This is a genomic window from Bacillus cereus group sp. BfR-BA-01311, from assembly GCF_022664295.1.
GTDB classification, from domain to species: Bacteria; Bacillota; Bacilli; order Bacillales; family Bacillaceae_G; genus Bacillus_A; species Bacillus_A cereus.
Genome location: NZ_JAKUHC010000011.1, coordinates 16,668 through 40,162, shown reverse-complemented (window position 1 = coordinate 40,162; position 23,495 = coordinate 16,668). Strand labels below are relative to the sequence as shown.

Here is a 23,495-nt window from a genome sequence, read left to right as displayed (position 1 = left end):
CGGCATACAACCTTTTATTTCGTATATCGATACACAATTGATTCATATGGTCTTAAGCTAAGTTTTGTAATATCCTTGCTAGCATCTTTATAATTCGACAGTAGTATTTCTTGTTTCATTCCATCTAATTGAACGTGCGCTGGTACAGAGTACGTTATTTCTTCTCCATAGAAGTTATTTATAACAAGCAGCACTTCACTTTCTGTAGTACGAGTATATGCCCAAATCTTAGGATCATTTTTATCCAAAATAGCATATTCTCCTTCTGTAATTACATCATACGTTTTCCTAAGTTCTATTAACTTTTTATAATGATAAAATACGGACTCTTTATCTTCTAATGCCTTCTCTACGTTTATTTCTTTAAAGTTTTCAGCCGCTGAAATCCAAGGTGTACTTGTTGTAAAACCACTGTTCATCTCTTCATTCCACTGCATCGGAGTGCGAGAGTTGTCACGAGATTTTTGCTTTAAAATCCCGATAATCTCTTCTTTTGATAGCCCTTCTTTTAGCTTTATATCGTATATATTTAACGATTCCACATCACGATATTGCTCGATGGACTCAAATTTAGGATTCGTCATACCGATTTCTTCCCCTTGATAAATATAAGGCGTTCCTTGCAGCATGTGCATGGCTGTCGCTAACATTTTTGCAGATTCGTTTCGGTACTTTCCATCATCACCAAAGCGTGACACGATGCGAGGCTGGTCATGATTACACCAAAATAACGCATTCCATCCTCCGCCCTTTTGCATTTCAATTTGCCAGCTAGACATAATCTCTTTTAATTTAATAAAATCAAACTCTGCTTTCGTCCACTTATCACCATTCGGATAATCTACTTTTAAATGATGGAAACTAAACGTCATGCTTAATTCATTACGCTCAGGATTAGAATATTTAATACAATTATCAATTGTCGTAGATGACATTTCTCCAACTGTAATTACATCTTTTCCTGCAAAAACATTTCGGTTCATCTCTTGTAAATATTCATGAACACGCGGACCATCTGTATAATACTTGCGTCCATCACTTGTCGCAGTACTACCTTCATCGTTTAAGAAACATTGGTCTTTTGAAATTAAGTTAATGACATCTAATCGGAATCCTGTTACTCCTTTATCCAGCCAAAAACGCATCATATCATATACTTCTTCACGAAGTTTTTCATTTTCCCAATTTAAATCAGCTTGTGTTTCATCAAATAAATGTAAATAATATTGCTCCGTCTTCTCATCATATTTCCAAGCAGATCCACCAAACTTAGACTGCCAATTATTTTTTTCATCACGCCAAATATAGTAATTACGATATGGACTATTTTTATCTTCCTTCGCTTCTTTAAACCACTTATGTTCAGTCGAACTATGATTTACAACAATATCAAGCATAATCTCAATGTTACGTACTTTCGCTTCTGCTAAAAGTTCTTCAAACTCTTCCATCGTTCCGTAAGATGGATCAATGCTGTAGTAATCACTTACATCATATCCATTATCATTTTGTGGTGATTGGTATATCGGTGTTAACCATATATAATCCACTCCGAGTTCTTTTAAATAATCTAGTTTCTCTGTAACACCTTTTATATCCCCGGTTTCTCTATTGTAATAACTATTAAAGCTCTTCGGATAAATTTGATAGACTACACTTTTATGCCAATCCTTCATGTTTAACTTCCTCCTACTTCTGTTTGACTCTTTTTGCAAATAACCATGTTAAAGTAAACGGGATTACAACTGCAATAATCATTCCTACAATAAACATTGGAATCGATTTCGGAATGATAGAAATAAATGCTGGCAATCCGCCAATTCCGATAGCAGGCGCTAATACACCATTTAATGTAATGAATATCGCTGCCACAGCAGATCCTATAATCGCTGCATAGAACGGGAACTTATTTCGTAAATTCACCCCAAACATCGCTGGTTCTGTAATACCGAAGTATGCTGAAATGGCTGATGTTGATGCCATACTTTTATCATTTTGATTTTTAGAAATCCAGAACATCGCAAGTGCCGCACTACCTTGCGCAATGTTAGAAAGAGCGATCATCGGCCAAATAAATGTCCCGCCATGTTGTGCAATCAATTGTAAATCAATTGCAATAAACATATGATGCATACCTGTAATTACAAGCGGTGCATATAACGCTCCAAATAATACTGCTCCAACTACTGGTACTGTTTCATATACACCTACTAATCCTACTGTTAATAAATCTCCAATATGACGTGTAACCGGACCGATAATTCCTAGTGCTAACACACCTGTCACAACGATTGTTGTAATTGGTACAACTAATAATTGAATTGCATTTGGTACATGTTTCTTTAAGAAAATTTCCACTTTACTTAATACAAATGCTGCTACTAAAACAGGTAAAATTTGTCCTTGATATCCTACCTTCTCAATTTGGAATAGTCCTAAAATATTGAAGTACTCAATCTTTTGACCCTCTAAACCAGTCGCTGCTTTTCCATAGTCCCAAGCGTTTAATAAGGCCGGGTGCACAAGCATTAATCCCATAACAATCCCTAGTATTGGACTACCACCAAAACGCTTCGTTGCTGACCAACCGACAAGTGCTGGTAAGAATACGAATGCTGTATTGGCCATCATATTAATTAAATCCCAAAGCCCGCCTAAGTTTGGATAAACATCTAATAAATTTTTCCCATCAAAAAATAAGTCCTTTGCGCCTAATAGATTGTTAATACCCATTAGTAAACCAGCTGTTACGATCGCTGGTAATATCGGCATAAATACATCCGAAAATATTTTTACAAACTTTTGAGCTGGATTTAACTTCTGATTTCCAGAGTCTTTTACGTCCGCTACAGTCGATTCTTTCATACCTGCAAGCGTTATCAATTCAGCGTAAACACGATCTACATCCCCTGGACCAATTACAACTTGAAATATACCAGCGTTATGAAACGCTCCTTTCACTAATGAAACAGACTGTAATTTATCATTATCTATTTTACTTTCATCTTTTAAAGCGATACGGAGCCTCGTCACACAATGTGCAGCTTGTTCAATATTGTCTTTCCCACCAATATACTGCAACACTTCCTCTGCTGTTTTACGATAGTCTTTCCCCATATTCCCGTCCCTCTTTTCTTTTTTTGATACCGTTTACAATTACATATTAACTCGTATATATAAGTTAGTCAACACTCGTATATACGAGTTTGTGTTTTTTTTATAAAAAAAAGAGATGAAACAATATTTTGTTCCACCTCTTTACTTCCTGCGTGCCACATCCGAAAAGTGAAAAATATCTAAACGGTGGCGTGATTCTGTATATTCAAACTGACTTCCATCATACAAATGTGTAAAGTTTTTCACAACGACAACATAGTCTGTTCCATTTAAATCTAAATACTTTCTGTCATCCTCTGTACATGGCTGTACTTCTATTACCCTCTGCGAATAACTAATATGTAGCCCAAGCTCTTTCTCGATGTATTTATAAATCGATGCAGTTGCAATTTCTTTCGTTAATCCTGGAATAAACTCAGATACAAAATGATTTATATCTAAAATTACTTTTTCTCCATCAATATTTCGTACACGTTTAATATGGTCAATCTCTGTTTTTTCTTTTACATTTAATAATTTCGCAATGTCTTTTGTGGCTTTTTCTTTGTCCATTTCCACAACTTCCGTAATACAATGACGTCCTAAACGTTCATTTTCTTCTTGGAAACTTACAATACCGCCAAAATTAAATTCAATATTTTTTCGCTTTAAAACAAAAACACCTTTTCCATGAATTTTTTGCACATATCCACGCTCTTGCAGTAAATCTACAGCTTTTCTTACCGTGCCTCGGCTTGCCTCATACTGCTTCATTAATTCTGTTTCTGATGGGATTTTGCATCCCTCTTTTAATTGTTTATTATCAATAGATTTACTGATTTCTGTATAAATTTGTTCATACTTACTCATCATCTACAATAGCCCCTTGTCACCTTCTAATTCTATATGTATTATAACATGCTTCACTCTTCTGCCAATCTCTCACTTATTTTCCAGTACAAGAAAAATATAGGTAAATATTTAATCTTTAAAACGTATTTTTATAAAAATTTTTATATTTTTCTTTTCATTCAAAAAAACATGTAGTATACTAACTTCAAAATCAGAGGAGAAAGGGAGCAAAGAACTATGCTTACTTATACAACAACTGTAGTTACATTTGCACAAAAACATCATCATCATACGTAACCCTTGAAACCTAGCGGAAAAATTACGCGTAGGTACAAGGGTTATTCCCGTTGTACCTACGCTTTGGCGAAAGAGCCATGTAGGTATTTTTTTATCTACATGGCTCTTTTTTTATTGTCAAAAAGCTAGTAAAAAATGATGTTTAAGCAAAACTTACTACAAAGGAGTTAACAAAAATGGAAACGAAAAAATGGGGATTATGGGTTTTAACAGCATTTGTTATCGGGAATATGGTTGGCGGTGGCGTATTTATGCTTCCAGCAAATTTAGCACAAGTATCAGGGCCAATGGGTTCTACACTCGCATGGAGTATTACAGGCCTTGGCGTATTTATGATTGCACTTGTATTTGGAAATTTAGCGATTCGGAAACCAGAATTAAAAGCTGGACCACAAAGCTATGCTCAAGCGATGTTTCCTTCAAAAAAAGCTGGTAAAGTTGCAGGATATAGTATGGCATGGGGATATTGGGCTGCTAACTGGGCTGCAACAGCATCTGTTATTATTTCCTTTGCTGGATATTTATCAACATTCTTTCCAGTTTTACAAAGTAAGCAAATTCTTTTTTCAATAAATGGATTTTCACTGGAACTCGGAAAAGGATTAACTTTCCTCGTATGTAGCCTTATGCTTTGGGGAATTCAATATATTCTTTCTCAAAATATTGATCGAGCTGGAAATATGAATCTACTTGCTACCATTGCAAAAATTATTGGATTTACAATGTTTATTGTAATTACATTATTCATTTTCAACGCCTCTAATTTCGGAGACGGTCAAACCTTTATGAATGAAGCAGGACAATCAATCTCATTAGGTGGACAAATCAATTCAGCTGCTATTGCAACACTCTGGGCATTTATCGGTATTGAATCAGCAGTTATGCTTTCTAATCGTGCAAAATCACAGCGCGATGTAAAAAAAGCTACGATTTTCGGATTAATTATCGCTCTTCTTATTTACATGTCAATTACTTTACTTACAATGGGAGCTCTTCCGCAAGATGCTTTAAAAGAGTCTCAAAAACCATTAGTAGACGCATTAAATTTAGCAATTGGAAATAAAGGTGCATATATAATGGCTTTACTCGCTCTTATATCTTTATTTGGATCTACAGTTGGCTGGATTGTTGTTAGTTCAGAGGTACCTTACCAGGCAGCAAAAAATGGACTTTTCCCTAAGTTTTTCGGGAAAACAAATAAAAAAGGTAGTCCTGCAAAATCATTATTGATTACAAATGTAATGACGCAAATTTTCTTATTTTCAACGATTTCTGGTACTGTTTCAGAAGCGTATAGTTTCGCTATCGTCGTAGCAACATTAGCCTATTTAATTCCATACCTTGTTTCTACCTTGTACCAATTAAAATTAGTTATTACAGGAGAAACGTATGATATACTGCCAGGATCTCGAGTAAAAGATGGAATCATTACTACATTGGCGTTGGTATACTCCATTTGGGTTATCAAAACGGGAACTGCTGATTTAAAAACGTTCTTCTTAGGAATTGGATTGTTCGTATTAGGTCTTATTCTTTATCCAGTACTAATGAAAGACTCACAAAAAACGGATTAAATAAAGAGAAGCTGCTGGCTTCTCTTTTTTATTAAAAATCTGTAATTAACTTTTCTTTTAGTTCTCCTACAGATAAAGGTTTCGCATAATAAAATCCCTGTACATAATCACAGCTCATTGATTGTAACAAACTCTCTTGCTCTACTGTTTCTACTCCTTCAGCAACTACTGCTAAATTTAAACTATGAGCAATTTCAATAACGGATTTTACAATCGTTCGTTCTGGTTGTGCGTGATCATAATGAAATTCACGAATAAAATTACGATCAATTTTTACAATATCCAGTGGTAGTTGTTTTAAATAATATAAGGAAGAATAGCCAGTTCCGAAATCATCCAAAGCAATTAAAACACCCATATTTCTTAATTCTTGTAATGTAGCAATAATATAATCAAAATGGCGGACTGCAATACTTTCCGTTATTTCTAATATTAAACGGTTCGGAGGAAAACCAGTTCTCTTTAAAATGCTACGTACTGATAAAATAAAACGTTTCTGCATTAATTGTTGTATAGATAAATTCACAGATAACTTTAGTCCTTCTTGATAATTCGGCAATGTTTTAAACAAGCGACATGATTTTTCTAATACCCAGTCTCCTAGTTTTATAATTAGTCCAGACTCTTCAGCTACAGGGATAAATTCGCTTGGTGAAATAGGTCCGTCTTCTGTCATACAACGTACTAGAGCTTCTATACCAGAATATCTCTTCGTTTTCAAATCAATAATAGGCTGCAATGCTACATCTAACTCTTCATCACGAATTGCCTTTTGCAAAGCAAACTCAACTTTCATTCTACGATTTATTTTCGCGCGTAGCTCATCTGTAAAGAAACACGCAGCGTTTCTCCCCTGTTCTTTTGCACTATACATAGCTAAGTCAGAGTTTTTCAATAACGTTTCCACATCTTGTCCGTCTTGTGGATAAGAACAAAGTCCTAGACTAGCTGAAATGTATACTTCATGGCCTTCCAGCATAAATGGTGCCTGAAAACATGACAACACAGATGTCGCTAACTGACTCATATCCTCTTGTCTATGATTTTTTGTTAACAGCACAAATTCGTCGCCACCTAGCCTAGCCAGAACATCTTTCTCTCCTAGTACATAATGCAACCTTGAAGCAACTTCACTTAAAAGTAAATCCCCTATCATATGACCTAATGTATCATTTACTAATTTAAAACGGTCCAAATCAAAGTAAATCATACCAAATTCTTTTTTATCTGCAATCAATTCGTTAACGGTCGTTATTAATTGTAAACGGTTAGGCAAACTCGTTAAAGCATCATGATAGGCAAGTTCCCTATAACGACTTTCACTTAGCCGCAATCTATGTTCCGCTTCTTTTCTACTACTAATATCATTTCGAATTGCGATAAACTGGTATGGCTCTCCTTTTTCATTTAAAAATGGAACAATTGTTGTTTTGACCCAATAATATGTACCATCTTTTGCTCGATTCCGAATCTCACCTGTCCATACTTTCCCATTCAAAATACGTTTCCATAAGTCTTGAAAAAAGGTTTTTGGATGATGTCCTGAATTTAAAATACGGTGATCTTTTCCAATTAATTCTTCTCTTTTGTATTTAGAGATTTCACAAAATTTATCATTTACATATGTAATAAGACCTTTTCGATCTGTAATTGCAACAATTGAAGACTCATCTAATGCTAACTTTAAATCTCGCAATGAAGAGTCATATAATGCATGACCTCTCTGTTCTAGCATGCGCATCTCTCCTTGCTTCTATCTGACTAAAACACAACCTGTTTCTCTTCATAGAAATAGAGATATTTCATTTTCTAATACTAGCCCATTACATAAATTATCTTTTTGAATAGACCGATTAAAATAACATAATATTATTTGTAATAAAAAGCAATATTATACCGTTCTAATTATAAATAGTAGCTTCTCATCTCCCTAATTATTTCGTACCTTATTATACTGCAATCCCTTTAAGTGGCTCTATGCAAGCCTTGTTTCCAACTAATACCACTCACATCTGATCTCTTTGTTTTTAATAACGAAATAGAAATTAGAACATACTACATAACTATTCACGAATAATAATATAAAACTCTACATCAATGTATATGTTTTTGAATTACAATAACAAAATATTAACATATTTTCACCTTAATTTTGGAAGTATTTTATAAATAAATACCGTATTAAACTAAAAAAGAGGATAGCCTCTTTTTTAGTTTAATACGAATATGGTATTTGCTGATAACCTGGGTATGGCATTGGATACGTTACAGGGTATGGCGACGGATAAGCTACTGGATATGGAGCCGGATAATACCCTCCACTTGTTGCACCTGTTAATGCACCAGCTGTCAGTCCGCCTAACACTCCTCCTGCAAAGCTTCCAGGGAAAAATCCGCCTCCCCATGAACTACCACCACCCCAGCCCCATCCGCCTCCGTGATGATGATGGTGATCATAGTGATTGTGTCCTCCATGGTGATGATGTCCACCATGATTGTGTCCTCCATGATGATTTCGATAATACAATCCATTATTTTCTATATAATTCATGTTTCTCCGCTCCTTTTCGATTTTTTCATTTTCATATGCGTTAAGAGTGGGATAAAAAATGGGATAGTACACTGTATGTAGGACAAATGCGGAAAGTATAGGTGAAATGTCTATATTTTGTAAAAAAAGCAAAACACCTTATAATAAAGATGTCATATTACATCTTCTATTTAAGAAGTCTATATTGAAAAAAGATTAGGGGAATTATATAGAAATGAAGAAGCCCATCGTTCAATTACTATTAATATTTACAATTGTATCTATCGTTCTGTTCCTATTAAATACATCGTATATCTCGTTATATACATTTGTCGGTGCTCTATGGTCCATCACAATCGTAGGAATTTCATTCGTTATTTTTATAGAAAATAGATCTCCACAAAGTACATTAGCATGGTTTTTAGTATTAGCACTTCTTCCTATTATAGGTGTGCTATTATACGCTATTTTCGGGCGCAGCCGCTGGAGAAGAAAAAAACATCTCCATCGTTCAGAAGAACAAAGAAAATTATTCCGTGAAATATTAGAAGGAAGAAGACTAGAGTTATTACTCACAGTCCCACTAAATGAACGTTCCATACATTTAACAGAAGTCATACAAAAATTTGGAGGCGGTCCTGCTGCAGATAAAACAACTACAAAACTTTTAACAAACGGAGATCAAACATTTTCAGAAATTTTGCGAGCTATAGGGCAAGCAAAACATCATATACATATTCAATACTACATTTATAAATCTGATGAAATTGGTACAAAAGTTCGAGATGCTTTAATACAAAAAGCAAAAGATGGTGTTATTGTACGCTTCCTTTATGATGGCCTTGGAAGTAATACGTTAAGACGACGATTTTTGCAACCTATGAAAGAAGCTGGGATTGAAATTGTAGAATTTGACCCTATTTTTTCAGCTTGGTTACTTGAAACTGTCAATTATCGTAACCATCGAAAAATTGTTATTGTAGATGGCGAAATTGGTTTTACCGGAGGACTCAATGTCGGTGATGAATATCTTGGCCGTTCCAAGAAATTTCCTGTTTGGCGTGATAGTCATTTAAAAATAGAAGGAAAAGCATTATATAAATTACAAGCAATCTTTCTAGAAGACTGGCTCTATGCCTCTAGTGGTTTAAATACTTATTCCTGGGATCAATTCATGAATAGACAATACTTCCCAGGTAAAGAGATTTCAAATGCAGAAGGTGCTGTTCAAATCGTAGCAAGCGGACCAAGCTCCGATGATAAAAGTATTCGTAATACATTATTAGCTGTTATGGGCTCTGCAAAAAAATCCATTTGGATCGCTACACCCTACTTTATTCCAGATCAAGAAACTTTAACATTATTACGCTTAAGTGCAATTGCCGGAATAGATGTACGGATTTTATATCCAGGTAAAAGTGATAGCATCATTAGTGATCAAGCATCTCAATCCTATTTCACTCCGCTTTTAAAAGCTGGTGCTTCTATTTACAGTTATAAAGATGGTTTTATGCATGCAAAAATTGTACTCGTTGATGATACAATTGCAACTATTGGAACAGCGAACATGGATGTACGTAGCTTTGAATTGAATTACGAAATTATTAGTGTACTTTATGAATCAAAAACAGTTCACGATATTAAACGTGATTTTGAAGAAGATTTTAAACATTCAACTGAAATTAAATGGAACTCTTTCCAAAAAAGAAGTATAAAAAAACGCATATTGGAGTCTTTCATGAGGCTCATTTCTCCTTTACTGTAGGCAATCAACTTCATCTTGATTGCTTTTTCTTTTCCCTTTATCCTCCTTCCTTTTCTTTGCATACCATATTAAAACAAGTTATCATAAGATGTATTACTTTATGAAAATAATGTTAGGTGGGAAATACATGTTAGAACAATTTCATATACATGCTGATTTAAAACAACAGCTTTCTACGATTCATGAAAAGAATAAGCAAGAAGCTGGTGAAAACGCACATTTAATCGGAACGAAAATATATAAAGCGTCTGATAATAGCATTATTGAAGATGCGATTACAGCACTTCTTCTTGGCAAGAACATTCTATTAAAAGGACCGACTGGTAGTGGTAAAACAGTACTAGCGGAAACTCTTTCTTCTTTATTCCAAAAACCAATGCATAGCATTAACTGCTCTGTCGACTTAGATGTAGAGGGTATTTTAGGATACAACACACTACAAACGAAAGATGGTGCATCTGAAGTTTCATTCGTTAACGGTCCTCTTATGAAAGCAATGAAGAACGGTCACTTCCTATATATTGACGAAATCAATATGGCAAAACCTGAAACGTTACCACTTCTTCACGGCGCATTAGATTACCGTAAAATGATCACAAACCCATTTACACAAGAGGTTGTATACGGTGATGACGAATACCGTGTAATTGCTGCGATTAACGAAGGTTACGTTGGAACAAGTGAACTAAACGAAGCGTTAAAAAACCGTTTCGTTATTATTGAAGTTCCTTACATTCAAGGTGATACATTAAAAGAATTATTATTAGCAGAATCAAAATTAAAAGATGTTGCAACAATTGAAAAGTTCGTTGCCTTTGCAAGCGACCTTATGCCTTTAGCTCGCGATGGACGTGTAAGTGAAGAAGCGGCAAGTATTCGTGGCATTATCGACGCATGTGATTTAGGTGTATATATTCCTGTTATGCGAGCGATTGAACGAAGCATAATTGCAAAACTTAATGATGAAACAGAACAAATGACTGTCCGTGAATTAGCAGAAAGTTATTTCTTTGAGGGATAATTTATGAGACAAATTTTTAGTGACAAAAAAATTGATGCGTCGCTGTTTCTACAAATGGAAAACTTAATGTATGCCCTTCTAAAAGAAGACGATGCCTATCTTGAATATGGCTATAAAGCATACTACGACGAAATTGAAAAGAAAGTTGTCATTAGTCACTTTTGGGATGATCGAAAAGAAGAAGATACAGTAATCGGATTAAAAAGCGAAGTGTTCTTAAAAGCACTTGGTAATAAACATTACTCGGACATGACTTTAATTCGTTCTTATGCGATTGAATTGCAAGAATCGCCCCTAAAAAAGTTTTTAACACAATTATTTGTTCTATTAGAAGATTTACGCGTTGAGGAAATTGTAAAGAACTTACGTCCTGGCACGAAGCATGTTTTTAAAAGAAGAAAAGAAATGTATCGCAATTACTTTAGCTCACAAAATGAAATCAATCGCGTTCGTAACTATCACGGTGATCGTCTATTTTGCCTATGCTATCTTTCATTAACGAGCGATAAATATGAAATGTTTAATAATGAATATTTCGAACAAATTGAAGCTATTTTGCATGAAACATTCCAAGCTCGTAATACGGAAGATATTATGTATATCGTTGAGAAAATTCGCTACCGCTTAGAGGAGCTTCTTGAAAGTGATATGCTTAACAACTATTTCGGACATGCACCGCTTTATTTATCTGTTCTTGCAGACGAAAAGAACTGTCGCGTCGAAGATTTAGCAAATGATGATACGCAGCTTATAGATGACGATGAAAATAAAAACAAAATGGATGAAAGTTTCTCCACATGGCATCGTGAAAATAAAAATAACGAAAACGAGAACTTTTTACGCTTTGAATTAGAAAGCGGAACAAAAACAAACATGATGGGCGATACTGCTCGTGAATCAGAAGATGGCGACCAAGCACTTGGTTCTGTACAAGGTACTTCTCAAAAAAGTACACAATCCAACTTTGATGGCGCTGATACAGAAGAAGCAAGGGCTTCACACGCTTCTAGTCAAAATGATGGTGCATATGGTAAATATAACACTGGCGCTTCTCATACATTTAAAGAAGCACGTAAACCAAATCCTGATGAGAAAAAGGATTACCAAGCTATCAAATCAGTCGTTAATAAAGATGTAAAAGAATTAAAGAAAATTATCGAAAAAACGATTGAAAATAAAACGAATGCAAATAGTGATAAATATTACGGAAGACTTCGTAAGAAATTCCTTCGTATTTATACTGAAAAGCAGCCTCGCATGTTTTATAAAAAAGGGCAAGAATCACAAGAGCTCGACGTTGCATTCCAACTGTTAGTTGACTGTTCTGGTTCTATGTATAACAAAATGGAAGAAACGAAGAAGAGTGTTGTACTATTCCATGAAGCTTTAAAATCTTTAAAAATCCCGCACGCTATTAGCGGATTTTGGGAAGATGCCTCTAGCGCTAAACCTGAAGATAAGCCGAACGTTATCCATGAAGTTGTAAATTATAAAAACTCAACGTTACCAAACGTTGGTCCAGAAATTATGCAACTTCGTGAAGAAGAAGATAACCGCGACGGATATATTATTCGTATCGTTTCTGAAAAGCTTGCCAAAAGACCTGAGAAACATAAATTCTTACTAGTCTTCACAGACGGTGAGCCTTCTGCGCTAGACTATCAACAAGACGGAATTTTAGATACGCATGAAGCTGTTAAACTCGCGCGTAAAAGTGGTATGGAAGTAATCGGTATCTTCATCGAAGAAGGCGAAGCGAAAGAAGCAACTTATCAATTGATGAAAAACATTTATAACCATCACTTCTTAGTTGCAAATCACGCTGAAGATTTACGACTGAAGATTAAACCATTACTGAAAAAATTATTACTGAAGACGATTGAATAGAAAATAGGAGCCTTGTGGCTCCTGTTTTTTCGTTCAATTACTTTGTTTCTGGTTGAAACTTGTATGGAATGGCTACTTCTAACAAATATTCAAATCCTCCGTCATAGTATGGGAAGCGCTCATTCGCAATTGTTCGATCCACCCACTCTACTGCAGAAATTTCACCTTCATCTTCCGCAATAAGTTCACCTTTTTCTACATTCGCTCGGAATGTAAAAAATAGCGCATGATTCCCTGATTCTTCAAAGAATTTTTCATTGATCGCAACAAGTCCACCTAACGTAGCAGTTAAACCTGTCTCTTCTTTCACTTCTCTTATTAGTGCTTCCTCTAATATTTCACCTTTTTCCACAGCCCCACCTGGCAATGACCAAACGTTTTGTTCTACATTATGTACCATTAATATTTTATCTGTTTCTTCGTCATGTATTAGTGCATATACGACATCAACTCTTTGCATTAGACTTCTCTCCCTTCAAAAATGATGAAGAGCCGATTCCTAAGAATCGACTCTTCCTATTAATTCATCACTAACTCAGCTGTGAGCTTTTTTTTTAACTTAGTCAGCATGTCAGTTGTCATTTTGTCTAAATCGTATTCTGCTTTAAAGCCCCACTCTTTCATTGCTGCTGTTGCGTCAATAGAGTTTGGCCAGCTATCAGCGATTGTTTGACGAGCTGGATCTACTGCATAATCCATTGTAAACGTCGGAATGTGTTTACGAATTGACGCTGCAATTTGCTCTGGCTCGAAGCTCATTGCTGTAATATTAAATGCATTTCTATGCACTAGCTTACTTGGATCAGCTTCCATTAATGAAATGATCGCTTGTAAAGCATCAGGCATATACATCATGTCCATGTACGTTCCTTCAGCAATGTATGAGGTGTATGCACCTTTTTTAATCGCCTCATAATAAATTTCAACTGCATAATCAGTCGTTCCGCCTCCTGGAGGAGCTACGTAAGAAATTAAACCTGGGAAACGGACACCGCGCGTATCTACGCCAAATTTTTGATGATAATAATCACACAGTAATTCTCCTGCTACTTTGTTTACCCCATACATCGTAGTAGGACGCTGAATTGTATCTTGCGGTGTATTATCTTTCGGCGTCGATGGACCGAATGCACCGATAGAACTTGGCGTGAAGAACTTACAGTTTAATTCACGAGCTGCTTCTAGAGCATTTACAAGTCCACCCATATTTAAATTCCATGCAAATAACGGATTTTTTTCTGCTGTTGCTGAAAGTAAAGCTGCTAAATGAATAATTGTATCTACTTCATTACGCTTTGCGATATCATGTAGTTTTTGTCCATCTGTTACATCTAACGTTTCAAATGGACCAGACGTTACTACTTCACTATCTGTTTCACGAATATCTGTTGCAATAACATTTGATGCGCCGTATACATCACGAAGTTTCATTACTAGTTCAGAACCAATTTGCCCTAAAGAACCGGTTACTAGAATTTTTTTCATTTTCCCCACTCCTCATTTGCAAGCTATTCAAAAGATGTCGTTACTTAAATGATGCCCATTTCTTTTCCTACTTTTTCATACTTATGAATTGCTTCATCTAACATTTCTTTCGTATGAGCTGCTGTAGGCATATTACGAACGCGCCCTGTTCCTTTTGCTACAGTTGGGAACACGATAGATTTTGCGTATACACCTTCTTCATTTAGACGTTTACTAAATTCTTGTGTTAATACTTCGTCCCCAATAATACAAGGTGTAATTGGCGTTTCACTTTCCCCAATGTTAAAGCCAAGTTCTTTTAATCCTTGTTTCAAGTAGCGGCCATTTTCCCATAAGCGATCGTGTAACTCTGTGCTTTCCATTAAGATTTCAATTGATCTCATGCAAGCTGCTGCATCAGCTGGTGTTAATGCTGTAGAGAATAAGAATGGACGTGAACGAACTTTTAACCAGTCAATTAAGTTTTGTTTCCCTGCTACATATCCACCAATTACCCCAATTGCTTTTGATAATGTACCAATTTGGAAATCAACTTTATCAGAAAGACCGAAGTGCTTTACAGTTCCTGCACCTTTTCCAAGTACACCTGAACCGTGTGCATCATCTACGTATGTCATTAAATCTAACTCTTCTGCAATCTCAACAATTTCTGGTAGTTTTGCAACATCTCCATCCATCGAAAAGACACCGTCTGTAATTACCATTAATTTATTGTAAAGACCTGATTCTTTCGCCGCGATTGCTTTTTGGCGTAAATCTTCCATATCAGAATGTTTATAAACAATAATTTTTGCTTTTGATAGACGACTACCGTCAATAATAGATGCATGATTTAATTCGTCTGAAAGAATCGCATCATTTTTATCCATAACAGCTGAAATCGCTGCCATATTACAGTTAAATCCTGATTGATAAGCAATTGCTGCTTCTGTATGTTTAAACTTTGCAATTGTTTCTTCTAACTTAATATGCAAATCTAAAGTACCGTTAATTGTACGAACAGCCCCTGCTCCAACACCGTACTTATGAATAGCACCAATTGCTGCTTCTTGCAAACGGCTATCTGTTGCTAATCCCAGATAGTTGTTTGAAGATAAGTTAATATATTCTTTTCCGCCAATTGTAATGATCGGTCCATTTGAACTCTCAAGCGGATCAATTACGTTATAAAGCCCCTTTGATTTTAAATCCTCTAAATTTTCTTCTAAAAATTTCGCAAGTGTTTTACTAGACATCGTGAAGCCTCCCATCGTTCATGTAAGCGGATTATTGTCTTAATAGTTCTAATAATCCCTCTACTAGCTTAACACGTTTTCAGAATTTATTATAGAAAAATAGTTTAAAGTAACCGCTTACAATTCTAGATTATATATGATTCATTACAATAAATCTATCATTTACTTTTCATATTTGATAGAATTAAAAAAATATTTCGGGAGGTTTCAAACATGGCATTTACAGAATCTGATGTATACAATAACACAGCATTTTTCGAACAATATATGAAACGAAGATACCGAGAAAATAGCCCAAATGAATCCATTGAAAAACCAGTATTCTTTCAGCTCATTGGTCATGTACAAGGAACACAAATTCTCGATTTAGGCTGTGGTGATGCTAAGTTTGGCGCGGAATTATTAGAGAAGGGATGCTACTCTTACACCGGCATTGAAGGCTCCGAACTTATGTATGAAAAAGCTAAAAAACAACTAGAAAATAAAAATGGATCTGTTCATTTTTTAAACCTCAAAGATTATACCTACCCCTCTTCCACTTTTGATTTAGTAACATCTAGACTCGCCTTACATTATATTGAACATCTTGATACTATTTTTAAAAATGTATTTCAAACTTTAAAAACAAATGGCACCTTTACCTTTAGCGTTCAACATCCCGTTATTACTTCTTCATTTGAAAGCTTACAAACAAGTGGTAAAAGAACGAGTTGGCTCGTCGATGATTACTTTAAACTAGGCAAACGGGTTGAACCATGGATTGAGCAAGAAGTTATTAAATATCATCGTACAACGGAAGAGTATTTCACATTATTACAGCAAGCCGGATTTACCATTACATCATTAAAAGAAGCTACACCAAATCCAACCTATTTTCAAGATGAAGAAGAGTATAAACGTCGCTTACGTATTCCTCTCTTCCTCTTATTTTCTTGTACCAAATAAAAAAAACGATGAATCACTCATCGTTTTTTTATCTCATTGCCTGAGCAACTTCTTTAACTACACGTCTTCCTCTTCCGTGAGGGATACAAAGCGGTGTTCCAAACAACGGATCCGTACTAATTTGACACTCCATTCGGAATACATCACGTACTAGTTTCTCATCTACCACTTCTTCAGGTTTACCTTGTGCATATATTTGTTTATCTTGAATTGCTACAATGTTATCTGCATAGCGGCATGCTAAATTCAGATCATGTAATACCATAACAATTGTTCTTTGTTCTGTTTCATTTAATTCGAATAATAAATCTAGCACTTCAATTTGGTGAGTCATATCTAAGTATGTAGTTGGCTCATCCAGTAAAATGATATCTGTATCTTGTGCAAGTGTCATTGCGATCCAAGCACGTTGACGCTGCCCACCTGAAAGAGCATGCACATCACGCTCAGCAAATTCTGTCATACCTGTTGCTGCAAGTGCCTTCTGTACCATTTCCTCATCTTTTTCTGACCACTGTTTCAGCCATGTTTGATATGGATAGCGTCCTTGTTTTACAAGTTGCAATACTGTAAGCCCTTCTGGTGCTTGCGGTCCTTGCGGTAAAATTGCCATTTGACGAGCAATTTGCTTCGTTTGCATACTTTGAATAGCTTGATTATCTAACAAAATGTCACCAGTTGTTGGCTTTAATAATCTAGCTAGTGAACGTAATAAAGTTGATTTCCCGCAACCGTTGGAACCGATAAAGATTGTAATTTCACCTTTTGGAATTTCTAAATTCAACTCATCAATAATAATTGTTTCACCATAAGACAACGTCAAGCGTTTCGTCTCCAATGCTTTTTGCATATTCATCTCCCTTTATGAATTCCGACTTTTATAAAGTAAATAAATAAAATAAGGTGCACCAATCGCTGATGTAAATACCCCTGCTGGAATTTCAAGTGGTGTGAAAATTGTACGCCCTATTAAATCTGCAGCAAGTACTAGAATTGCACCGACAATAGCTGCAACTGGGAGCAATGCACCGTATAAAGAACCAACTAGCCTTCGTGAAATATGAGGTGCCATTAAACCGACAAATCCAATCCCTCCGGCGAAGGCAACTGCTCCCCCAATTAAAGCCGTACTAAGTAATAACATGAATACGCGTGACTTCGTTAAAGGAACACCAAGTCCTACCGCAATATCATCCCCTAGCTCTTGCGCATTTAAATGTCTAGCAGCTATAAATGATATTACCGTTAAAATGAGAACCCACGGTGCAAGTACCATAACATTTTGCCAAGAAGATCCATAAACGGTACCCGTAATCCATACATTCGCTTGGCTCGCTTGATAAATTGGTGCTAACAACATAAATAATGTTGTTGCCGCCTTCGTTAATGCCCAAAATCCAACACCAATTAAAACGAGAATAATTGGTGATAATCCATCATTTTTCCATGCAAATAAGTATACAAAAACCGCTACAATCGTTGCTCCTGCAAAAGCTGCTAACGGCATATAATGAATGCTTACAGTTAGCGCATTATTTTTATCACTAAATAGCGCTAAAAATAATACAACTGCAACACTTGCCCCGCCCGTAATCCCGATGATATCAGGAGAAGCAAGTGGATTTCGAACAAGCCCTTGTAAAATACAGCCCGCTACTGCAAGCGCAATTCCTACGAGGATAGCAATTAAAATACGTGGCATACGAAACTTATTTACAACCATATTTGACATCGCATCGCCATTTCCAGTAATTGCTTGCCATACGTCATAAGGAGCAATTTTCATGTCCCCCATACCTGCGCTCGCAAAGAATAATCCTATTAAAACAACTAGTAAACTTAACAAGACGAGACAAGCTCGTTTATACATTAAAAACGAGAGCTCACCTTTTCCTATACGAAACGGAATATATTTCTTCATTTGCTAAGCCCTCTCTTACGTGCAATATAAATAAAGAATGGAGCTCCAATAAATGCTGTCATAACTCCTACTGGTACTTCTTGTGGCATAATGACATATCTTGCTGCTATATCAGCCAATATTAGTAGTATTGCACCTAACAATCCGCTATAAGGCACTCTCCATCTGTGGTCAACTCCAACAAGAAATCTCGCAAAATGCGGAGTAATAATTCCAATAAATCCAATTGGGCCAGCAACCGCAACTGAACCACCAGACAACAGTACAATAATAAGTAACACGAATGATTTCATTAAAATTGTTCGTTGTCCAAGTCCTTTCGCGACGTCTTCTCCCATCATCAATGTATTTACTTTCCCTGCCATCATAAGAGATGCAATCCATCCTATTAATAAATATGGGAATACAGATTGTAAAATTTCTAACTTTCTCCCTTGCACAGATCCAGCAAGCCAAAATAATACCTCTTCAAGTGCTTTTTCATTTAACACAAGTAATCCTTGTGTTAATGATGAAAATAACGCACTAATTGCGACCCCTGCTAACGTTAACTTAAGAGGAGTAGTCCCTTCTTTTCCTAAAGAACTAGAAGCAAATACAAGTACAGCTGCAACCGCCGCTCCTAAAAAAGCAATCCATGTGAAAGCTAATAATGATGTTACTGAAAAGATTACAATTGCTACAACTATAAAGAACGCAGCACCTGAATTTAATCCAATAAAATCTGGAGAAGCAAGTGGATTCTTCGTTAAAGTTTGCATAAGACAACCAGCAATGGCTAAACTAGCACCAACACTAGCTGCAATTAACGCCCTAGGCAGACGTACATTTTGAATAATAATATGTTCATTGGAACCGTTAAAATGGAAAAAAGCATCCAATGCTAGTTTCCAACTCGTATTTGTATATCCGAAAATAATACTTCCCCAAATACAAATAACGACTGCAATGATTCCAACAAATAATCCAATCCATTTTGCTCGATTTGTTTTTAATAACATGCAGCGTTTCCCCTTCAATGTATAATGATACGTTGTTAGTGTATTTCAACTTAATTCTCATTGTCAACGGAAATGAGAATTATTTTCACCCATATGTATTGACAATTAAAAGATAAAGGCTTAATATCATGCTTGCTATTGAAAAATATTCTCAACATATAGGGGGTACATAATGAATTTCATGCGGAAGAAATCGTTTACAGTATTTGTATTTTTACTAGCATTTTCAATGCTTTTAAGCGCTTGTGGAAAATCAAATAACAAAGAAGAATCTACAAAAGAAGATAATAAAAAAGAAGTGGTTACTGTAGAACATGCAATGGGTAAAACAGAAGTTCCTGCTAATCCAAAACGTGTAGTTATCTTAACAAATGAAGGAACTGAAGCTTTACTTGAATTAGGTGTGAAACCAGTTGGTGCTGTAAAGTCTTGGACTGGTGACCCATGGTATCCACATATTAAGGATAAAATGAAAGATGTAAAAGTTGTTGGTGATGAAGGACAAGTTAACGTTGAAACAATCGCTTCTTTAAAACCAGACTTAATTATCGGTAACAAAATGCGTCACGAAAAAGTGTACGAACAATTAAAAGCAATTGCACCTACTGTGTTCTCAGAAACATTACGTGGTGAATGGAAAGATAACTTCAAATTTTATGCAAAAGCATTAAATAAAGAAAAAGAAGGTCAAAAAGTTGTAGCTGATTACGAATCACGTATGAAAGATTTAAAAGGCAAACTTGGCGATAAAGTAAATCAAGAAATCTCTATGGTTCGTTTCATGCCTGGTGATGTTCGTATTTATCATGGCGATACATTCTCTGGTGTTATTTTAAAAGAACTTGGATTTAAACGTCCTGGAGATCAAAACAAAGATGATTTTGCAGAGCGTAACGTATCTAAAGAGCGTATTTCTGCTATGGATGGTGACGTATTATTCTACTTCACATTCGATAAAGGAAATGAGAAAAAAGGATCTGAACTAGAAAAAGAATATATAAACGATCCTCTATTTAAAAATTTAAATGCCGTAAAGAATGGTAAAGCATACAAAGTCGACGATGTTATTTGGAATACAGCTGGCGGTGTAATTGCTGCTAACCTATTACTAGATGACATCGAAAAACGCTTTGTTAAATAATATTTCCTTAACCAGCTCCCTTCTGTGGAGCTGGTTATTTTTCAATTCACTTAAATGTCACATTATTTCGTTTTGTATTTTTATTCCCAATATGTTATATTGAGAAAGTAAATAGAATATATTTTCTTTATATCAGAATAAATGTTTTAATCTAAATTTTCTGATTAATCACTATTTTATTTTCTTTTAGAATTCAATTATTACATTTGAAAACGCTTATCATCTCGTTTTCAGGGCAAAATACAGTAACGGTCGAAGAAAAATAGAACTTTTTTAGAAATTTTCTTTCTATTTCCATATAATTCTATTGACTTCTAAATATTTTGTAAATTAAAATGATTACATAAATATCCGTTATACAGGATTAGGGGGAAACAAAAATGGATGCAGCTTTAAAATTAGACAAAGCTGGAGAGCAACAATCACCAAAAAAACATCCACCAGGGTTGTACTTGTTGTTCTTAACAGAAATGTGGGAAAGATTTAGTTATTATGGAATGCGTGGCCTTTTAGTTCTTTATTTAACAACTGCTGCGGTTAGTGGCGGGTTAGGATTTGATAAGGCATTTGCAGTGCAATTATACGGTTATTTTACAGCAGCAGTATATTTCATGCCAATTCTTGGCGGATGGCTAACTGATCATTACATTACAAGACGTCATGCCATTACTCTCGGCGGAATTATTATGGCAATCGGTAACTTTGTACTATTCTCAATGAACACAAAAACAGGACTTTTCCTTGGATTAATATTATTAGTTATTGGTAATGGATTCTTTAAACCAAATATTTCTACACTGTTAGGTGAATTGTATGATGAAAATGATTCACGTCGTGACAGTGCATTTACTATCTTCTATATGGGTATTAACGTAGGTGCTTTCTTTGCTCCACTTATTTGTGGATTTTTAGCAGAAGACTTCTTTAAAACAAGCGTTGATGGCGTTATGGTTATGGGATATAAATACGGATTCTTAGCAGCTTGTATCGGTATGATTGTTGGGCAAATTGTTTTCAACTTATTAGCTCCTCGCTACCTTGGTAAAGCTGGAACAACAGTTGTCGGTAAAAAATCAAAAAATCAACCTACAATTGAAAAGAAACCTTTAACAAAACAAGAAAAAAATCGCACTTGGGCAATTGTAATTTTAACTTGTTTCGTAGTATTCTTCTGGGCAGGCTTTGAACAAGCTGGTAGTTCTTTAACACTTTATACAGATAAATTTGTTGATCGTACAATTTTCGGATGGGAAGTGCCAACATCTTGGTTCCAATCCGTTAATCCAGCGTTCATCGTACTCCTTGCACCATTCGTATCTATGCTATGGTTAAAACTTTCTAAATCAAAGCGTGGCGATTTAAAAATACCAACAAAAATGGCATTTGGTATGATTTTACTAGGTATAGGTTACCTGGTTTTAACATTAGCGGTTCTAAAAACCGGAAGTAGTGAAGCTGATATAACTGTTAAAGCAAACTTATTATTCATCGTTATCACTTATATGTTCCATACAATTGGAGAACTATTCTTATCACCAATCGGATTATCTATGGTAAGTGCAATTGCACCTGTTAAATTAGCATCATTATTAATGGGTGTATGGTTAGCTGGTTCAGGTATGGCTAACTGGTTAGCTGGTAAACTTGCTTCCTTTACACAATCATTAGGATACCTTGAAGTATTTGCAAGTATCGGGATTATCGTTATCGTCTTAGGATTTGTACTTCTTCTATGCTCTAAAAAAGTTGCAAGTATGATGGAATAACAAAAAGACGCTTCTAAAATTAGAAGCGTCTTTTTTATTATTTCTCCTCTAAAGCTGTCACGTCCACATGAACGCTCTCACCAGGATTAGATACATCATACACTTGAGCACTCCCCTTCTGCTCATCACAGCTCTCAATCCATACTGGTACGCCCTCATATGTAACGTCAATTCTACTTGAAGAAGATAAAATTTGTTTCACACGTTTCACATCCATACTACTGTCCCTCCTTTTGCTTACTACACTCCTTTCTATTTTTTCTTTTCCTTTTAGAATATATTCCGTAAGGCAGCATGTTGATTGATAGTCATTTCTTCCTCACATGCTAATATTTACTCTCTCGCTACCTTTCTGACAAATAAAAAAAGACGTATATTCCATACGTCTTTTTCCATAATATTCAAATTTTAAGAAAATAATGTTTTTACTACCGCACTTACTTTATCATTATGGATTTGATAATACACTTCTAATCCTCGTCTTTCAAAGCGTACTACTTTATTTTGCTTTAACTTCGTTAAATGTTGTGAAACCGTTGATTGCGGAATTTCTAATACTTCCTGTAGTTGTGTTACATTACATGTTCCTCTTTGCATAAGTTCCATTACTAGACGTAGACGAAGTGGGTGAGCTAACGCTCTTAACATTTGTACATCTTCTTCTGAAATACGACATTCGAATTGATTTTGGCTCATAAAGTTCCCCTCATTTTCGTTTTTATTTGCGTTTTTATGTTCTTTTTATTTATTTATTTATATATCTGTTCTTATATTTCCTGTTACGACATAACTTTATCAACCTATAAAGCCGAAAAATTTTTCCATCTTTATCAGCAAAAATTCAGGAAAAAATCCTTGCTGATTTTGAATATTATACTATATGATATAACGAAAAAGCAAAATAATGGCCTACGAATACTTTGCTTGCAAACGTTGTTTTATCAGGCTTTTTGTTATATTTTCACCTCATTGAAATGCA

The 23,495-nt window shown here is 35.3% G+C and carries 20 protein-coding genes; 7 read left to right on the top strand and 13 right to left on the bottom strand.

What is annotated here, in order from left to right; genetic code table 11:
* Positions 1-14: 14 nt before the first annotated feature.
* From treC to treR, 3 genes are all read right to left on the bottom strand, one after another.
* On the bottom strand, positions 15-1,676 hold the full coding sequence (gene treC / locus MR136_RS21605) for an alpha,alpha-phosphotrehalase (RefSeq protein ID WP_017673734.1): 1,662 nt from the start codon (positions 1,674-1,676) through the stop codon (positions 15-17).
* A gap of 13 nt (positions 1,677-1,689) precedes the next feature.
* Positions 1,690-3,117: a PTS system trehalose-specific EIIBC component gene (gene treP / locus MR136_RS21600; RefSeq protein WP_000513942.1), complete on the bottom strand. Its 1,428-nt coding sequence runs from the start codon at positions 3,115-3,117 to the stop codon at positions 1,690-1,692.
* A 141-nt stretch (positions 3,118-3,258) separates the two neighbouring features.
* Entirely contained in the window at positions 3,259-3,969 is a 711-nt protein-coding gene (gene treR / locus MR136_RS21595; protein WP_000987240.1) for a trehalose operon repressor, read from the bottom strand.
* A 452-nt stretch (positions 3,970-4,421) separates the two neighbouring features.
* Between treR and MR136_RS21590 the strand changes: the two genes are divergently transcribed.
* Positions 4,422-5,819: an amino acid permease gene (locus MR136_RS21590; protein WP_000448441.1), complete on the top strand. Its 1,398-nt coding sequence runs from the start codon at positions 4,422-4,424 to the stop codon at positions 5,817-5,819.
* A 31-nt stretch (positions 5,820-5,850) separates the two neighbouring features.
* On the opposite strand, the gene MR136_RS21585 is transcribed toward MR136_RS21590, so the two are convergent.
* A complete protein-coding gene (locus tag MR136_RS21585) occupies positions 5,851-7,554 on the bottom strand; it encodes a putative bifunctional diguanylate cyclase/phosphodiesterase (protein WP_017673735.1) in 1,704 nt (567 codons plus the stop codon).
* A 480-nt stretch (positions 7,555-8,034) separates the two neighbouring features.
* Positions 8,035-8,370 (bottom strand): hypothetical protein, encoded by a 336-nt coding sequence (locus tag MR136_RS21580; protein ID WP_017673736.1) that lies wholly within the window; start codon positions 8,368-8,370, stop codon positions 8,035-8,037.
* A gap of 214 nt (positions 8,371-8,584) precedes the next feature.
* Between MR136_RS21580 and MR136_RS21575 the strand changes: the two genes are divergently transcribed.
* The 3 genes from MR136_RS21575 to MR136_RS21565 all read left to right on the top strand — a co-directional run bounded on the left by MR136_RS21575 (position 8,585) and on the right by MR136_RS21565 (position 13,022).
* Positions 8,585-10,114 (top strand): cardiolipin synthase, encoded by a 1,530-nt coding sequence (locus MR136_RS21575; RefSeq protein WP_017673737.1) that lies wholly within the window; start codon positions 8,585-8,587, stop codon positions 10,112-10,114.
* Between the two features lie 127 nt (positions 10,115-10,241).
* Positions 10,242-11,135 carry an ATP-binding protein gene (locus MR136_RS21570; protein WP_000892971.1) on the top strand — a complete coding sequence of 298 codons (894 nt, stop codon included), beginning with the start codon at positions 10,242-10,244 and terminating at the stop codon, positions 11,133-11,135.
* A gap of 3 nt (positions 11,136-11,138) precedes the next feature.
* Positions 11,139-13,022: a vWA domain-containing protein gene (locus tag MR136_RS21565; protein ID WP_001248875.1), complete on the top strand. Its 1,884-nt coding sequence runs from the start codon at positions 11,139-11,141 to the stop codon at positions 13,020-13,022.
* Positions 13,023-13,059: 37 nt separating this feature from the next.
* Here MR136_RS21565 and MR136_RS21560 read toward each other — a convergent pair whose 3' ends face one another.
* From MR136_RS21560 to MR136_RS21550, 3 genes are read right to left on the bottom strand one after another with little or no spacing between them, the layout of a single operon-like run.
* Complete coding sequence (locus MR136_RS21560; RefSeq protein WP_001189941.1) at positions 13,060-13,482, bottom strand: NUDIX hydrolase; 423 nt, start codon at positions 13,480-13,482, stop codon at positions 13,060-13,062.
* A gap of 59 nt (positions 13,483-13,541) precedes the next feature.
* Positions 13,542-14,507: an L-threonine 3-dehydrogenase gene (locus tag MR136_RS21555; protein ID WP_065223137.1), complete on the bottom strand. Its 966-nt coding sequence runs from the start codon at positions 14,505-14,507 to the stop codon at positions 13,542-13,544.
* Between the two features lie 44 nt (positions 14,508-14,551).
* Entirely contained in the window at positions 14,552-15,742 is a 1,191-nt protein-coding gene (locus MR136_RS21550) for a glycine C-acetyltransferase (RefSeq protein WP_017673738.1), read from the bottom strand.
* A gap of 213 nt (positions 15,743-15,955) precedes the next feature.
* On the opposite strand from MR136_RS21550, the gene MR136_RS21545 reads away from it, so the two are divergent.
* Positions 15,956-16,687 (top strand): class I SAM-dependent DNA methyltransferase, encoded by a 732-nt coding sequence (locus tag MR136_RS21545; protein WP_242259589.1) that lies wholly within the window; start codon positions 15,956-15,958, stop codon positions 16,685-16,687.
* A 28-nt stretch (positions 16,688-16,715) separates the two neighbouring features.
* On the opposite strand, the gene MR136_RS21540 is transcribed toward MR136_RS21545, so the two are convergent.
* The 3 genes from MR136_RS21540 to MR136_RS21530 are packed head-to-tail and all read right to left on the bottom strand — an operon-like array spanning position 16,716 to position 19,609.
* A complete protein-coding gene (locus MR136_RS21540; protein ID WP_001167962.1) occupies positions 16,716-17,537 on the bottom strand; it encodes an ABC transporter ATP-binding protein in 822 nt (273 codons plus the stop codon).
* Positions 17,538-17,549: 12 nt separating this feature from the next.
* A complete protein-coding gene (locus tag MR136_RS21535) occupies positions 17,550-18,608 on the bottom strand; it encodes a FecCD family ABC transporter permease (protein WP_000760056.1) in 1,059 nt (352 codons plus the stop codon).
* On the bottom strand, positions 18,605-19,609 hold the full coding sequence (locus tag MR136_RS21530; protein WP_017673739.1) for a FecCD family ABC transporter permease: 1,005 nt from the start codon (positions 19,607-19,609) through the stop codon (positions 18,605-18,607). The genes MR136_RS21535 and MR136_RS21530 overlap by 4 nt, the downstream gene beginning before the upstream one ends.
* 172 nt (positions 19,610-19,781) lie before the next feature.
* On the opposite strand from MR136_RS21530, the gene MR136_RS21525 reads away from it, so the two are divergent.
* Together MR136_RS21525 and MR136_RS21520 are read left to right on the top strand one after the other, a co-directional pair.
* On the top strand, positions 19,782-20,750 hold the full coding sequence (locus MR136_RS21525; protein WP_001010276.1) for an ABC transporter substrate-binding protein: 969 nt from the start codon (positions 19,782-19,784) through the stop codon (positions 20,748-20,750).
* A 380-nt stretch (positions 20,751-21,130) separates the two neighbouring features.
* Positions 21,131-22,516: a peptide MFS transporter gene (locus tag MR136_RS21520; protein ID WP_000338327.1), complete on the top strand. Its 1,386-nt coding sequence runs from the start codon at positions 21,131-21,133 to the stop codon at positions 22,514-22,516.
* 37 nt (positions 22,517-22,553) lie between these two features.
* On the opposite strand, the gene MR136_RS21515 is transcribed toward MR136_RS21520, so the two are convergent.
* The gene (locus MR136_RS21515) at positions 22,554-22,733 is read right to left on the bottom strand and encodes an acid-soluble spore protein H (RefSeq protein ID WP_000382679.1); all 180 of its coding nucleotides are present in this window, start codon (positions 22,731-22,733) and stop codon (positions 22,554-22,556) included.
* 191 nt (positions 22,734-22,924) lie between these two features.
* Positions 22,925-23,212: an ArsR/SmtB family transcription factor gene (locus MR136_RS21510; RefSeq protein WP_000081428.1), complete on the bottom strand. Its 288-nt coding sequence runs from the start codon at positions 23,210-23,212 to the stop codon at positions 22,925-22,927.
* Between the last annotated feature and the right edge of the window lie 283 nt (positions 23,213-23,495).

Excerpts from the sequence above, each read along its gene's own strand:
- MR136_RS21580 (WP_017673736.1), bottom strand. The coding sequence starts at position 8,370 with ATGAATTATATAGAAAATAATGGATTGTATTATCGAAATCATCATGGA.
- MR136_RS21530 (WP_017673739.1), bottom strand. The coding sequence starts at position 19,609 with ATGTTATTAAAAACAAATCGAGCAAAATGGATTGGATTATTTGTTGGA.
- treP (WP_000513942.1), bottom strand. The coding sequence starts at position 3,117 with ATGGGGAAAGACTATCGTAAAACAGCAGAGGAAGTGTTGCAGTATATT.
- treC (WP_017673734.1), bottom strand. The coding sequence starts at position 1,676 with ATGAAGGATTGGCATAAAAGTGTAGTCTATCAAATTTATCCGAAGAGC.
- MR136_RS21560 (WP_001189941.1), bottom strand. The coding sequence starts at position 13,482 with ATGCAAAGAGTTGATGTCGTATATGCACTAATACATGACGAAGAAACA.
- MR136_RS21590 (WP_000448441.1), top strand. The coding sequence starts at position 4,422 with ATGGAAACGAAAAAATGGGGATTATGGGTTTTAACAGCATTTGTTATC.
- MR136_RS21535 (WP_000760056.1), bottom strand. The coding sequence starts at position 18,608 with ATGAAGAAATATATTCCGTTTCGTATAGGAAAAGGTGAGCTCTCGTTT.
- MR136_RS21545 (WP_242259589.1), top strand. The coding sequence starts at position 15,956 with ATGGCATTTACAGAATCTGATGTATACAATAACACAGCATTTTTCGAA.
- MR136_RS21515 (WP_000382679.1), bottom strand. The coding sequence starts at position 22,733 with ATGGATGTGAAACGTGTGAAACAAATTTTATCTTCTTCAAGTAGAATT.
- MR136_RS21525 (WP_001010276.1), top strand. The coding sequence starts at position 19,782 with ATGAATTTCATGCGGAAGAAATCGTTTACAGTATTTGTATTTTTACTA.
- MR136_RS21570 (WP_000892971.1), top strand. The coding sequence starts at position 10,242 with ATGTTAGAACAATTTCATATACATGCTGATTTAAAACAACAGCTTTCT.
- treR (WP_000987240.1), bottom strand. The coding sequence starts at position 3,969 with ATGATGAGTAAGTATGAACAAATTTATACAGAAATCAGTAAATCTATT.
- MR136_RS21555 (WP_065223137.1), bottom strand. The coding sequence starts at position 14,507 with ATGAAAAAAATTCTAGTAACCGGTTCTTTAGGGCAAATTGGTTCTGAA.
- MR136_RS21575 (WP_017673737.1), top strand. The coding sequence starts at position 8,585 with ATGAAGAAGCCCATCGTTCAATTACTATTAATATTTACAATTGTATCT.
- MR136_RS21510 (WP_000081428.1), bottom strand. The coding sequence starts at position 23,212 with ATGAGCCAAAATCAATTCGAATGTCGTATTTCAGAAGAAGATGTACAA.
- MR136_RS21550 (WP_017673738.1), bottom strand. The coding sequence starts at position 15,742 with ATGTCTAGTAAAACACTTGCGAAATTTTTAGAAGAAAATTTAGAGGAT.
- MR136_RS21585 (WP_017673735.1), bottom strand. The coding sequence starts at position 7,554 with ATGCTAGAACAGAGAGGTCATGCATTATATGACTCTTCATTGCGAGAT.
- MR136_RS21565 (WP_001248875.1), top strand. The coding sequence starts at position 11,139 with ATGAGACAAATTTTTAGTGACAAAAAAATTGATGCGTCGCTGTTTCTA.
- MR136_RS21520 (WP_000338327.1), top strand. The coding sequence starts at position 21,131 with ATGGATGCAGCTTTAAAATTAGACAAAGCTGGAGAGCAACAATCACCA.
- MR136_RS21540 (WP_001167962.1), bottom strand. The coding sequence starts at position 17,537 with ATGCAAAAAGCATTGGAGACGAAACGCTTGACGTTGTCTTATGGTGAA.